Raw genomic sequence first — 12430 nt, 5'->3', positions numbered from 1 at the left:
CGGCTACCGGTGTGACAGGTGCGTACGGCAGGATCCTGGGATGGAGCGTGTACGTGACCTCTCTGAGCTGCCGAAAGCCCATCTGCACCTGCACTTCACCGGTTCGATGCGGCCGGGCACCGTCCTGGAACTGGCCGACAGACACGGCGTACGTCTGCCCGAGAGCCTGACGGAAGCGCTGACCAGCGGCGAACCGCCGAAGTTGCGGGCCACGGACGAGCGCGGCTGGTTCCGTTTCCAGCGGCTGTACGACGCGGCGCGCTCCTGCCTGCGCGAACCGGAGGACATCCAGCGCCTGGTCCGGGAGGCGGCCGAGGAGGATCTGAGGGACGGCTCGGGCTGGCTGGAGATCCAGGTGGACCCGACGTCGTACGCGCCCCGCCTGGGCGGTCTCATCCCGGCACTGGAGATCATCCTGGACGCGGTGGAGACGGCGTCCCGGGAGACCGGGCTCGGCATGCGGGTGCTGGTCGCCGCCAACCGCATGAAGCACCCGCTGGACGCCCGTACGCTGGCCCGTCTCGCCGTGCGGTACGCGGACCGGGGTGTCGTCGGTTTCGGGCTCTCCAACGACGAGCGGCGGGGCATGGCGCGGGACTTCGACCGTGCCTTCCACATCGCGCGCGAGGGCGGACTGCTGTCGGCCCCGCACGGCGGTGAGCTGACCGGCCCGGCCTCGGTGCGCGACTGCCTGGACGACCTGCACGCCTCGCGGATCGGGCACGGGGTGCGCGCGGCGGAGGACCCGCGGCTGCTGAAGCGGCTGGCCGACCGGCAGGTGACCTGCGAGGTGTGCCCGGCGTCGAACGTGGCGCTCGGGGTGTACGAGAAGCCCGAGGACGTGCCGCTGCGGACGTTCTTCGAAGCCGGGGTCCCGATGGCGCTCGGCGCCGACGATCCGCTCCTGTTCGGCTCCCGGCTGGCCGCCCAGTACGAGATCGCCCGCCATGCCCACGGCTTCTCGGACGCCGAACTCGCCGAACTGGCACGCCAGTCGGTGCGGGGCTCGGCCGCCCCGGAGGACGTCAGGGCGCGGCTGCTGGCCGGCATCGACGAATGGCTGACCCGCCCGGCCGCCTGAAGCGGGCACGGGCCGCCCGAAGCGGGCACAGGGCGGACAGGCACAGGCGTCACGGCCGCCGAACCCGGCGTGGAGCTCAGGCGGAGGCCGGCGCGACGGAGATTCCTCCCAGCAGCGTCTTCGCGAGCCGCGCGGCGAAGTCGTCGACCGGCGGCCGCTCCCCCGGGTCCGTGGCGTCGTAGGCGAACGCGCGCTGCGCACAGGCGCCCAGCAGCAGGGAGGCGGCCGCGAAGGTGTCGGCGTCGGCACGGACGCGGCCGGCGGCCTGTTCGGCGCGGAGGTAGGCGTCCAGGTCCTGGATGGGCTTGTGCGGGCCGGAACCGAGCGTGCGCAGTGCCTCGTAGTGGCGCTCCTTGAGCTGGGTCTCGGCGTACAGGGAGGCGGCGATCGGAAAGCTCTGCTCGTAGAAGAGGGCGGCCTGGCGGGCGATCTCCGTGAGGTTGCCCGCCAGGGTGCCGCGGCCCGGTTCGGCGGCGAGGCTGTCCAGGAGCGGGGTGAGCCGGGGAAGCCGCTCGGTGAGCACGCGCACGAACAGCTCCTCCTTGCTGTCGAAGTACTTGTAGAGGGCCGCTTCGGAGCAGCCGGCCGCGCGGGCGATCTCCTTGGTGGTGGCGCGGGCGAGTCCGACGGTGAGCATGAGCTCGTGAGCGGCGTCGAGGATGCGCACACGCGCCGGCTTCGGCTCCATGGGAGGTCCAATCGGGCTTGACGAGTGAGTGATTACTTACCCACTCTAGGGGGAAGCATGGGTGAGTGAACGCTCACCCACCCGTCCCGAGTATACGGGAGCACTCATGAACCTCACCGTTTTCGGCGCGACCGGCGGCATCGGCCGACAGATCGTGCGTCAGGCGCTCGGCGCCGGCCACCGGGTGACCGCCGTGGTCCGCGATCCGGCCCGGCTCGACGCGGCGGGGGACGCCCTGCAGGTCTTCCGCGCGGACCTGACCGACCCGGAGGACCTGCGTGCCGCCGTCAGGGGCCGGGACGCGGTCCTCTCCGGTCTGGGCCCGCGCAGCCGCAAGGACGCCGGGGTCGCCACCCGGCTGACCCGTACGGTCCTGCGCGCCCTGGAGGCGGAGGACGTACGACGGCTGCTCGTGGTCAGCGCCGGTCCCGTCGGCCCGGCACCGGCGGACGACGGCCCGCTGGACCGCGCCGCGCGCGGCCTGGTGTCCGCGATCCTCAGGGACGTCTACGCCGACCTGCACGAGATGGAGGCCGAACTGGCCCGCAGCTGCGCCGACTGGACGTCCGTACGGCCGCCGCGCCTGCAGGACAAACCGCTCACCGGCCGCTACCGCACCGTCGTCGGCGGATTCCCGCGCAAGGGCCGCTTCATCGCCCGCGCGGACGTCGCCCACGCGATGCTGGCGATGATCGACGACAAGGGGACGGTGAAGCAGGGGGTGGGGGTGGCGTACTGAGCGCCTCCTACAGGCTGACGCCGATGGTCACCGGTTCGTTGACGAGCGTGACCCCGAAGGCCTCGCGGACACCTGCGACCACCTCACGGGCCAGCGCCAGCAGGTCCTCGGTGGTGGCGTCGCCACGGTTGGTGAGGGCGAGGGTGTGCTTGGTGGAGATGCGGGCCGGGCCGGTGCCGTACCCCTTGGTGAAGCCCGCCTTGTCGATCAGCCAGGCGGCGGAGGTCTTCGTACGGCCTTCCCCCGCCGGGTAGGCGGGCGGCTCGGCGCCGTCCCCCAGCCGCTCGCGCACGCGCGCGTGGAACACGGCGAACTGCTCGTCGCTGAGGATCGGGTTGGTGAAGAAGGACCCGGCGGACCAGGTGTCGTGATCCTCGGGGTCGAGGACCATGCCCTTCCCGGCGCGCAGCCTCAGCACGCACGCGCGGGCCTCGGCCAGCGGCACCCGGTCGCCGGGCTCCACGCCGAGAGCGCGCGCCGTCTCGGCGTACCTGACCGGTGCGGACAGCCCGTCCGCGTCCTCCAGCTCGAACCGGACGCGCAGGACGACATAGCGCTCGGGGTCGGCCTTGAAGCGGCTGTGGCGGTACGAGAAGGCGCACTCCTCGTTCGTCAGCGTGACGGTCTCGCCGGCGCGCCGGTCGTAGGCGATGACCTCGGTGATCGTGGAGGAGACCTCCTGGCCGTAGGCGCCCACGTTCTGGATCGGCGTGGCGCCCGCAGATCCGGGGATGCCGGCCAGGCACTCGATACCGGCGAGCCCGGCCTCGACCGTGCGGGCGACGGCGTCCGTCCACACCTCACCGGCCGCCAGCTCCAGCGTCGTGCCGTGCAGTTCGACGCCGCGGGTGGCGATGCGCAGGGCGGTGCCGTCGAAGCCCTTGTCCCCGATGACCAGGTTCGAGCCGCCGCCGATGACCAGCAGCGGCGTCCCGGTGTCGTCGGCCTCACGGACGGCGGCGATCACCTCGGCGTCGGTCACCGCGGTCACCAGGCGCGTCGCGGGACCGCCCAGCCGGAAGGTGGTCAGCGGGGCAAGAGGAGCGTCGTGGAGTACCTGCACGGGCCCAAGACTACGAGACGGCTCCGCCAGTCCGGACGGACGGGCACGGGCCGGCCCACCGGTCGGGCCGACGGGCACGGCCCAGACATGCGTACGCGCGCGTGGCCGCCGGCACGGTCGGAGAGGATCCCGGCGACCGGCGCGAAGGGCATCGGCATGCCGGCCCGCGCCGGCTTGCCAAGCGGCCCGCTCAGAACGGACGTAAGGGGCGCCCCACCAGGGAGGACGCCCCTTACACCACTCGTCTCGGCCCCTACGCGACCGCTTCCGGAGGAGTCGTCAGGCCAGCCGTACGACGGCCCGGGACATGCCCAGCACCTTCTGCCCACCGCTGGTCGCCGTGAGGTCCACGCGCACGGTGTTGTCGTCCAGCTTGGCCGCGACCTTGCCGCTGACCTCGATCAGGGCACCCTGGTCGTCGTTGGGTACCACGACGGGCTTGGTGAAGCGGACGCCGTACTCCACGACCGCGCCCGGGTCCCCGGTCCAGTCCGTGACCACGCGGATCGCCTCGGCCATGGTGAACATGCCGTGCGCGATGACGTCCGGCAGGCCGACCTCCTTGGCGAACTTCTCGTTCCAGTGGATCGGGTTGAAGTCCCCGGAGGCGCCCGCGTAGCGCACGAGCGTGGCACGGGTCACGGGGAAGGTCTGCGCCGGCAGCTCGGTGCCGACCTCGATGTCGTCGTACGCGATCTTCGCCGTCATCAGGTCCTCACGCCCCCTCGGCCGCACGGGCCACGAGCTTGGTCCAGGCGGTCACGACGTGCTCGCCCGCCTCGTCGTGCACCTCACCGCGGATGTCCAGGATGTCGTTGCCCGCGAGGGACTTGATCCCCTCGATGGTGGAGGTGACCGTCAGCCGGTCGCCGGCGCGCACCGGGCGGCGGTAGGCGAACTTCTGGTCGCCGTGCACCACCCGGCTGTAGTCGAGGCCGAGCTGCGGGTCCTCGACGACCTGTCCGGCGGCCCGGAAGGTGATGGAGAACACGAAGGTCGGCGGGGCGATCACATCCGGATGTCCGTACGCCTTCGCGGCCTCGGGGTCCGTGTACACCGGGTTGGTCTCGCCCACCGCCTCGGCGAACTCCCGGATCTTCTCCCGGCCCACCTCGTAGGGCGCGGTGGGCGGGTAGGTCCGTCCCACGAAGGACTGGTCGAGCGCCATGGCCCGGCACCTCCTGATGTCTGCTGTGATGGCCCCAAATTAGCCGGAAACCAGCCGGGGAATGCGCACCCTGGCGGGCGCCCAGCCGTTGATCGCCGGTGAAACGACACGAGGCCGCCCCCCGGAGGGGACGGCCTCGTGTACGAGCCTGATTTATCGCGTTTCGCGGTGCGCGGTGTGCGCGTTGCAACGCGGGCAGTGCTTCTTCATCTCAAGACGGTCCGGGTTGTTACGCCGGTTCTTCTTGGTGATGTAGTTCCGCTCCTTGCACTCCACGCAGGCCAGCGTGATCTTCGGGCGGACGTCGGTGGCAGCCACGTGAGTGCTCCTAAGACGAACGGATGGACTGATTCAACGCAAAAAGAGTAGCCGATCGAAGGACCGACCCCGCAATCGGCTACCGTCAGTAGCGGTGACCGGACTTGAACCGGTGACACAGCGATTATGAGCCGCTTGCTCTACCGACTGAGCTACACCGCTGTGATGCGATCGGACCCCGCCTTTCGGCGGGTGCCTCTCACACCAGAGCCCCAAAACGGAATCGAACCGTTGACCTTCTCCTTACCATGGAGACGCTCTGCCGACTGAGCTATTGGGGCGAGCGATGAAGACATTACACGGTCCGCCGCCGTTCACCCAAATCCATATCGGGCCGCCCGCCGTGACCTCCATCCCAGGCCTCGCAGCGGCCTCGTGAGCCGCATGGGTGGGGGCATGGAGCCGGAAGCGGTGCACGCGCGCGTGGGCGACTCGGGTACCGCCAAAGGGCAGGCCACACCGGTACGACTATTGCGCTCCTGCGCGCCCGGCGCGGCTCGCCGTCCTAGGCTCGACTCACTCTGCGTGATCTTTGGGTGCCCGAACCCCGAACCCTCACGCGGGTCCGCCCGAGCCCCCGGCCCCGAACCTGGAGCGCGATGCCCGACAGCCAGCCGCAGCCCCACCCACCGTCGAACTCCTCGGGATCCTCCGGCCAGTCCGACACGGCCGCCCTGCTGCTGTGCGGGGCGCGGCTCACCGACGGCCGGACCGTGGACGTACGGCTGGGCGGCGGGCGCATCGAGGCGGTGGGCACGGCAGGCAGCCTGGCCCCGGGCACGGCCCGGACGAACGGCACGCGCGTGGACCTGAACGGATACCTGCTCCTCCCGGCTCCGGCCGAACCGCACACACACAGTGACACCGCGCTGTCCGCCGAGCACCCCGGGCCGGTGTCCTATGCCCCCGAGGCCGTCCAGCGCCGTGCGACGGAGGCGGCTCTGCTGCAGCTCGGGCACGGGGCGACGGCGGCACGCGCGCACGTACGCGTGGGGGACGTCCAGGGCCTCGGCGCGCTGGGTGCCGTCCTGCAGGCCCGGCGCTCGCTGCGCGGGCTCGCTGAGCTGACGGCGGTGGCGATGCCACGGCTGCTGACCGGGGTGGCCGGGGCCGACGGGCTGGCGATGCTGCGCGACGCGGTGAAGATGGGTGCTTCCGTGGTGGGCGGCTGTCCCGACCTGGACCCCGACCCCACGGGGTACGTGGAGACGGTCCTGGAGGTGGCCTCCGAGCACGGCTGCCCGGTGGATCTGCACACCGACGCCTCCGACTCGGCCCGCCTGTCCCGGCTCGCGGCCATGGCGGGGGGCTTGCGCCCCGGCGTGACGATCGGGCCCTGCGCCGGTCTCGCCCGCCTGCCCGCCGAGGCCGCGTCACGCGCCGCCGACCAGCTGGCGGCGGCCGGTGTGACGGTCGTGTGCCTGCCCCAGGGCGGCTGCTGCGGCGCCGACCGCCGGGGCGCCGCTCCGGTACGGCTGCTGCGCGCGGCCGGGGTGCGGGTGGCGGCCGGCAGCGGCGCCCTGCGCGACCTCTCCAACCCCGTCGGCCGCGGTGACCCCCTGGAGGCGGCCTACCTCCTCGCCTCCGCCCACGGCCTGCGCCCCCAGGACGCCTACGACGCCGTGAGTGCCTCGGCGCGCGCGGCGCTGGGCCTGCCGGAGGTGCGCGTGGAGGCCGGTTTCCCCGCCGAGCTCCTCGCCGTACGCGGCGACCGTCTGTCCGGCGCCCTGTCCCTGGCCTACAGCCGGATCGTGGTCCACCGGGGCCGGGTGGTGGCCCGCACGAGCGCGGTGCGCGAGTACTGCAACTCCGCGGCCGCGGCGGAACTCGGGCTGCCGCGGCAGGGGCGTGGGGAACTCTCGTGAGATGGCTGAGCCGGCCGACGCAGGTGTGCCTGTGCTCGCCGTGCGCGTGGGGAAGGGCGTGAGCCCGGAGCGCTCCGGCCACGCCGGTCAACTCATGCGGCGAATGCACTCCTTCCGGCGTACGGTCGGATTCATGCGCATTGTCATCGCTGGTGGTCATGGTCAGATCGCGCTGCGCCTGGAGCGCCTGCTCTCCGCGCGCGGGGACGAGGTCGCGGGGATCATTCGCAAGGCGGAGCAGGGCGACGATCTTCGGGCGGTCGGCGCCGAACCGGTTCTGCTGGACCTGGAGTCCGCCTCGGTCGAGGAGGTCGCGGCGCACCTGCAGGGCGCCGACGCGGCCGTCTTCGCTGCCGGCGCGGGCCCGGGCAGCGGCGCGGAACGCAAGCAGACGGTGGACCGGGGTGCGGCGGTGCTGTTCGCGGACGCGGCCGTCCGCGCGCGTGTACGCCGCTTCCTGGTCGTCTCCTCGATGGGCGCGGATCCCGCCCACCAGGGAGATGACGTCTTCGACGCGTACCTGCGCGCCAAGGGCGAGGCGGACGCGTACGTCACCCGCCAGGAGGCCCTGGACTGGACGATCCTGCGCCCCGGCTCGCTGACGGACGACGCGGGCACCGGGCTGGTCCGCCTGGAGGCGCACACCGGGCGTGGCGCGGTCCCAAGGGACGATGTGGCGGCCGTCCTCGCGGAGTTGGTGGACACCCCGGCGACGACCGGCCTGACGCTGGAGCTGATCGGCGGATCGACGCCGGTGTCGGTCGCGGTGAAGTCGGTGGCCGGGAACTGAGGCCGGCCACCGGCCGTTGAACGACCGGGCCCACCACCACGCCCCTCAGCACGGCCTCCTGCCGCCCCGTCAGGTTCGTACGAGCCGGCTCTCCGTCCCGCACCTCAGAACAGAGGCAGCTGCCCGGGAAACTCCGGTACGGCGTAACCGTCCAACGCCGGCTGGACGACATCCGGTTCCGCCTGCCGCCGTGAACCGGCACAGGAGACGAGTTCCCCGCTTCGCCGCGCCCCCGGCGGGTCGTGCCGCGCGAAACGGCCCGCGACGACGGCGATGTCGCGGCGGCACACGGGGCAGTTTCTGCGTGGCGAGGACATGCCGTCAGTGTGCCCGCAGCAGCGCGGAGGCGACACTGCCGTCAGGTGCGGGTCTCGGCCTCCCAGCGGTCGGGGCCCACCCCGCGCCAGTCGATCAACGGCGAGTCGGCCACCTGCTCCGGCTCGATCTCCAGCCCCGCCCGGCGCAGGAACTCCACCAGGTCCCGCACGCTGTGTGCCAGGCCGAGAATCTCGCCGTCCACCCGGACCCGGCGGCCCCCGGTCGGGGACGGCAGGTGCACGATGATGGGTCGCTTCCCGGCCATGGCTCCAGCATCGTCCGGACCGCCCGGGCCCGCACCCTGACCGGTCATTCCAGAATCCCCAGCGCGGTGTCGGGGCGGCACAACGGGCATGCGGGAACACTTCCTTCCGTGAGTGCGCGTACCGCCTCGTCCCGGCCGGCCCCCTTGGTACGGCCGCCGGCGCTCGCGCAGCCGCCGACATGGACGTACACGGCGGTTCGGCCGTTCAGACCGCGCTCGATCAGCCACTCCGGCGCGGCCTGCCGGGTCGCGAGGCGGCGGTGCCGTTCGGCCTCCCTGCGCTCTTCGTCCGCGATCCACCGGTCCATCAGGGCAAGATGCCTCGCGGCCTGATGTTCGACGACGCGGCGGGCGAAACGCAGCATGTCGAGACGCGTCAGCAGACGGTCATCGTTCACGCGTTCGATTCTAGTGAACCGGCCGGAAAGTGCGACCAGCGGATGCGGCTGTCCCGTGCCACTGGATCTTGACCGTTTGCCATCGGACCTTGCGCGCTGGGGGCGCGGTAAAACCCGGGGCGCGCTGGAGGTGCTTCAGTCTGCCCTGACGGCCATCCGCACGAGTGCAGCCTGTCGTCACCGTTCCGTCACAAATAGTCGCCGCACGGAACCCTGCCACTCTCGCGCCCTGTCTGCACTCACGTACCACGACCACGCGTACCGCGGGACAACAACCGACGACCGAAACCCGCGGACGAGACGACTCAGGGGGACGACAGCATGCGTCACAGCAACGGCATTCGCAGGGCGGCTCTGGCGACGACGGCGGTCACGGCCGTCGCGGCGGCGGTGACCGGCATCCTGCCCGGCACCGCCATGGCGGCGAGCACCACCACCTCCACTCCGCCGCCCGCCTGTCCGGCCTCGGCCCTCCAGGTCAGCGCCTGGCAGGCCGTCCACCGGCCCGTCGGGACCGGGACCGGGGCGGCGGTCGTGCAGTTCACCAACGTCTCCCGGAGGACGTGCGTCCTGAAGGGCCACCCGACGGTTGCGGGCGCCGGCAACGGCTCCCCCGCCCACAACACCCCGCTCAAGGTCACCCCCACCGGCAGGGCGGCCACCGTGACGGTCCGGCCGCACGGCAAGGCGTGGGTGAAGCTGACCTTCGTCCAGGTCCAGGGGGAGGCCGACGGCTACTGCGTGTCGGGCAAGGACCCGGTGACGTATCCGACGATGGTCATCGGGCTGCCGCACTCCGGGAAGCACCAGGTCGCCCTGAACGACGGTGTGTGGGCCGAGTGCGACAACAAGGTGACCGTCACCCCGGTCTCGGCGGTCAAGCCTTCCTGACCTGAACGTTTACGAGGAACTGCACATAAGTGCAGGTCAGCGACTCAGCGCACCTTCGGTGCGCTGAGTCGCTGCCGGCCGGGCAGGGCGGCCACACGACAACGACGAGAGCCCCGTGATCTGTTCTCACAGATCACGGGGCTCTCGTTCCCGTGTGGCGGCGCCAGGATTCGAACCTGGGAAGGCTGAGCCGGCAGATTTACAGTCTGCTCCCTTTGGCCGCTCGGGCACACCGCCGGGTCGGCCACCAGATCGAACCACTCTTCGGCGGTGCTCCCTGGCGACGACGTAAACAATACCCGATACACGGGGGTGCTTCGCCACCCGGTTGATCTCCACCCCTCGGCTCGCGGGGTGGCTAGGCTGGTGCGGATGCGGCCCGGCGCGACGCCGGGCCCGGCGGCCGCCGCCGCGCACGCCGGCACGCACCCGATACGCACCGATACGCACCCCGATACAAGGAGCCACAGGACATGGCCGACTCCAGTTTCGACATCGTCTCGAAGGTCGAGCGGCAGGAGGTCGACAACGCCCTCAACCAGGCCGCCAAGGAGATCTCGCAGCGCTACGACTTCAAGGGCGTGGGTGCCTCGATCTCGTGGTCCGGCGAGAAGATCCTCATGGAGGCGAACTCCGAGGACCGGGTGAAGGCTGTCCTCGACGTCTTCCAGTCCAAGCTGATCAAGCGCGGTATCTCGCTGAAGGCGCTGGACGCGGGCGAGCCCCAGCTGTCCGGCAAGGAGTACAAGATCTTCGCCTCGATCGAGGAGGGCATCTCCCAGGAGAACGCGAAGAAGGTGGCGAAGATCATCCGCGACGAGGGTCCGAAGGGCGTGAAGGCCCAGGTCCAGGGCGACGAACTGCGCGTCTCCTCCAAGAGCCGTGACGATCTGCAGACCGTGATCGCGCTGCTGAAGGGCAAGGACTTCGACTTCGCGCTCCAGTTCGTGAACTACCGGTAAGAGGCCGCCAAAGGTCGCAGGAGACCGGCAGCACATCGGCAGGAACACAGGAAAGGGTGGGCGCCCCCGAGCGGTGCCCACCCTTCCGTGCTGCCGGTGCCGTGCTCAGTTCCGGGGGTTTCAGTCCCGGGGGCTTCAGTCCCGGGAGTTGCCGAACAGGATGCGGTAGACGATCAGCAGCACCAGGGAACCGCCGACGGCGGCGGCCCAGGTGGCGCCGTCGTAGAAGCTCTTGGTGATCGGATGGTGCAGCCAGCGGGCGGAGATCCAGCCGCCGATGAACGCGCCCGCGATGCCGATGAGGGTCGTACCGATGAAGCCGCCGGGGTCGCGGCCCGGCAGGAGGACCTTGGCGATGGCTCCGGCCAGCAGTCCCAGGATGATCCAAGCGATGATGCCCATGCCGTGAACCTGCCCTTCCGCGCTGTGACCGCACTGTCCGGCCGCTGGGAATCAGGTGCGGACCGCTGTCCACGCGCGCGTGTTCGTGCCGTGTCGATGAAGAGGACGTCACGGGGCCACCCGGCGGTTGCCGTACTCACTAGGGTGCGGTTCATGACGTCTTCCGGTACCGAGCTGAGACGCACCCTGGGGGCGCGGGACGCCGTGGTCGTCGGCCTCGGCTCGATGGTCGGTGCCGGCGTCTTCTCGGCCCTGGGGCCGGCCGCCGACGCGGCCGGCCCGGGGCTGCTGCCCGGTCTGGCGCTCGCCGCCGTGGTGGCCTACTGCAACGCCATGTCCTCGGCCCGTCTCGCCGCCCTCTATCCGGCCTCCGGCGGGACGTACGTGTACGGGCGGGAACGGCTGGGCCCCTTCTGGGGATACCTCGCGGGCTGGGCGTTCGTGGTCGGCAAGACGGCGTCCTGCGCGGCCATGGCACTCACCGTGGGCACGTACGTGTGGCCGGGGCAGGCGCACGCGGTGGCGGTCGCGGCCGTGGTGGCCCTGACCGCCGTGAACTACGGCGGGATCCAGAAGTCGGCGTGGCTGACGCGCGTGATCGTCGCGGTGGTGCTCGCCGTGCTCACGGCAGTGGTGACCGTGTGCCTGGCCTCCGGCCGGGCCGACGCCGGGCGGCTGGACGTCGGACTGTCGTCGGGCGCCGGCGGGGTGCTCCAGGCGGCGGGACTGCTGTTCTTCGCGTTCGCCGGGTACGCGCGCATCGCGACCCTCGGGGAGGAGGTACGGGATCCGGCGCGCACGATTCCGCGCGCGGTCCCGGTCGCCCTGGGGATCGCACTCGTGGTGTACGCGTGCGTGGCCGTCGCGGTGCTGGATGTCCTCGGCGCGGACCGGCTCGGGGAGGCGGTGGCACCGCTGGCCGACGCGGTGCGCGCGGCCGGTGTACCGGGGCTGGTGCCCGTCGTGCGGGCCGGGGCGGCGGTGGCGGCACTCGGCTCGCTGCTCGCGCTGATCCTGGGCGTCTCCCGCACGACGCTCGCCCTGGCCCGGGACGGCCACCTGCCGGGAGCGCTGGCGGCCGTGCACCCGCGTTTCCAGGTGCCGCACCGGGCGGAGCTGGCCGTGGGCGCGGTGGTCGCCGTACTGGCCGCGACGGTGGACGTGCGCGGCGCGATCGGCTTCTCCTCCTTCGGGGTCCTCGCCTACTACGCCGTCGCCAACGCGTCCGCCTGGACCCTGGTCCCGGCCCCGCGGTCCCGCGTGGTGCCCGTGGTGGGCCTGCTGGGCTGCGCCACGCTGGCGTTCGCGCTGCCGGCCGGGTCGGTGGCGGCGGGTGCGGGCGTGCTCGCGGTGGGCGCGGCCGCCCACGGCGTACGGCGGTGGGCCCGGCGGCGCGGCGAGTGCGGCGGCCAGGGGCGCGGGGAGTGACGCGCGGTCAGTACGCCCGCTGCCGCACGCGGGCCCGGCGCGCGGCTCTTGCCG

At 71.9% G+C, this 12430-nt stretch carries 16 protein-coding genes and 3 tRNA genes; 7 read left to right on the top strand and 12 right to left on the bottom strand.

What is annotated here, in order from left to right; genetic code table 11:
• The first annotated feature begins 40 nt into the window (after positions 1-40).
• Positions 41-1081 carry an adenosine deaminase gene (locus ACZ7HQ_RS34605; protein ID WP_470998773.1) on the top strand — a complete coding sequence of 347 codons (1041 nt, stop codon included), beginning with the start codon at positions 41-43 and terminating at the stop codon, positions 1079-1081.
• Positions 1082-1157: 76 nt separating this feature from the next.
• Here the strand turns inward: ACZ7HQ_RS34605 and ACZ7HQ_RS34600 are convergent, their stop codons facing one another.
• Complete coding sequence (locus ACZ7HQ_RS34600) at positions 1158-1769, bottom strand: TetR/AcrR family transcriptional regulator (RefSeq protein ID WP_470998771.1); 612 nt, start codon at positions 1767-1769, stop codon at positions 1158-1160.
• 106 nt (positions 1770-1875) lie between these two features.
• Here ACZ7HQ_RS34600 and ACZ7HQ_RS34595 point away from each other — a divergent pair, with 106 nt between their 5' ends.
• Positions 1876-2508, top strand: coding sequence for an NAD(P)-dependent oxidoreductase (locus ACZ7HQ_RS34595; RefSeq protein ID WP_470998769.1), 633 nt, complete (start codon positions 1876-1878; stop codon positions 2506-2508).
• Between the two features lie 7 nt (positions 2509-2515).
• Here the strand turns inward: ACZ7HQ_RS34595 and ACZ7HQ_RS34590 are convergent, their stop codons facing one another.
• The 6 genes from ACZ7HQ_RS34590 to ACZ7HQ_RS34565 all read right to left on the bottom strand — a co-directional run bounded on the left by ACZ7HQ_RS34590 (position 2516) and on the right by ACZ7HQ_RS34565 (position 5338).
• Complete coding sequence (locus ACZ7HQ_RS34590; RefSeq protein WP_470998767.1) at positions 2516-3571, bottom strand: UDP-N-acetylmuramate dehydrogenase; 1056 nt, start codon at positions 3569-3571, stop codon at positions 2516-2518.
• 279 nt (positions 3572-3850) lie between these two features.
• Positions 3851-4279 (bottom strand): MaoC family dehydratase, encoded by a 429-nt coding sequence (locus tag ACZ7HQ_RS34585; protein WP_067045418.1) that lies wholly within the window; start codon positions 4277-4279, stop codon positions 3851-3853.
• Between the two features lie 7 nt (positions 4280-4286).
• Positions 4287-4739, bottom strand: a complete 453-nt coding sequence (locus ACZ7HQ_RS34580; protein WP_470998765.1) for an FAS1-like dehydratase domain-containing protein — start codon at positions 4737-4739, stop codon at positions 4287-4289.
• Positions 4740-4892: 153 nt separating this feature from the next.
• Positions 4893-5057, bottom strand: a complete 165-nt coding sequence (gene rpmG, locus ACZ7HQ_RS34575; protein WP_003948671.1) for a 50S ribosomal protein L33 — start codon at positions 5055-5057, stop codon at positions 4893-4895.
• 89 nt (positions 5058-5146) lie between these two features.
• Positions 5147-5219, bottom strand: a tRNA-Met gene (locus ACZ7HQ_RS34570).
• A 46-nt stretch (positions 5220-5265) separates the two neighbouring features.
• Positions 5266-5338, bottom strand: a tRNA-Thr gene (locus tag ACZ7HQ_RS34565).
• Positions 5339-5656: 318 nt separating this feature from the next.
• Here ACZ7HQ_RS34565 and ACZ7HQ_RS34560 point away from each other — a divergent pair.
• Positions 5657-6922, top strand: a complete 1266-nt coding sequence (locus ACZ7HQ_RS34560) for an amidohydrolase family protein (protein ID WP_470998763.1) — start codon at positions 5657-5659, stop codon at positions 6920-6922.
• 133 nt (positions 6923-7055) lie between these two features.
• On the top strand, positions 7056-7712 hold the full coding sequence (locus ACZ7HQ_RS34555) for an SDR family oxidoreductase (RefSeq protein WP_470998761.1): 657 nt from the start codon (positions 7056-7058) through the stop codon (positions 7710-7712).
• A gap of 104 nt (positions 7713-7816) precedes the next feature.
• On the opposite strand, the gene ACZ7HQ_RS34550 is transcribed toward ACZ7HQ_RS34555, so the two are convergent.
• The 3 genes from ACZ7HQ_RS34550 to ACZ7HQ_RS34540 are packed head-to-tail and all read right to left on the bottom strand — an operon-like array spanning position 7817 to position 8693.
• Positions 7817-8029 (bottom strand): hypothetical protein, encoded by a 213-nt coding sequence (locus ACZ7HQ_RS34550; protein ID WP_470998759.1) that lies wholly within the window; start codon positions 8027-8029, stop codon positions 7817-7819.
• Between the two features lie 41 nt (positions 8030-8070).
• Complete coding sequence (locus ACZ7HQ_RS34545; protein WP_031167006.1) at positions 8071-8295, bottom strand: hypothetical protein; 225 nt, start codon at positions 8293-8295, stop codon at positions 8071-8073.
• Between the two features lie 44 nt (positions 8296-8339).
• Positions 8340-8693 carry a DUF6233 domain-containing protein gene (locus tag ACZ7HQ_RS34540; protein ID WP_470998757.1) on the bottom strand — a complete coding sequence of 118 codons (354 nt, stop codon included), beginning with the start codon at positions 8691-8693 and terminating at the stop codon, positions 8340-8342.
• A gap of 321 nt (positions 8694-9014) precedes the next feature.
• Here ACZ7HQ_RS34540 and ACZ7HQ_RS34535 point away from each other — a divergent pair, with 321 nt between their 5' ends.
• On the top strand, positions 9015-9584 hold the full coding sequence (locus ACZ7HQ_RS34535; protein WP_116152629.1) for a DUF4232 domain-containing protein: 570 nt from the start codon (positions 9015-9017) through the stop codon (positions 9582-9584).
• A gap of 155 nt (positions 9585-9739) precedes the next feature.
• On the opposite strand, the gene ACZ7HQ_RS34530 is transcribed toward ACZ7HQ_RS34535, so the two are convergent.
• Positions 9740-9821, bottom strand: a tRNA-Tyr gene (locus ACZ7HQ_RS34530).
• Between the two features lie 236 nt (positions 9822-10057).
• Between ACZ7HQ_RS34530 and ACZ7HQ_RS34525 the strand changes: the two genes are divergently transcribed.
• A complete protein-coding gene (locus tag ACZ7HQ_RS34525; protein ID WP_468379990.1) occupies positions 10058-10546 on the top strand; it encodes a YajQ family cyclic di-GMP-binding protein in 489 nt (162 codons plus the stop codon).
• Between the two features lie 135 nt (positions 10547-10681).
• Here the strand turns inward: ACZ7HQ_RS34525 and ACZ7HQ_RS34520 are convergent, their stop codons facing one another.
• Entirely contained in the window at positions 10682-10948 is a 267-nt protein-coding gene (locus ACZ7HQ_RS34520; protein ID WP_470998754.1) for a GlsB/YeaQ/YmgE family stress response membrane protein, read from the bottom strand.
• Positions 10949-11101: 153 nt separating this feature from the next.
• Between ACZ7HQ_RS34520 and ACZ7HQ_RS34515 the strand changes: the two genes are divergently transcribed.
• Positions 11102-12376, top strand: coding sequence for an APC family permease (locus ACZ7HQ_RS34515; protein ID WP_470998752.1), 1275 nt, complete (start codon positions 11102-11104; stop codon positions 12374-12376).
• Positions 12377-12430: the final 54 nt, after the last annotated feature.

It is taken from the genome of Streptomyces sp. NPDC037290, assembly GCF_055603245.1.
The sequence above is the reverse complement of the archived record's forward strand: the minus strand, read 5'-3'. Positions and strand labels throughout refer to the sequence as shown.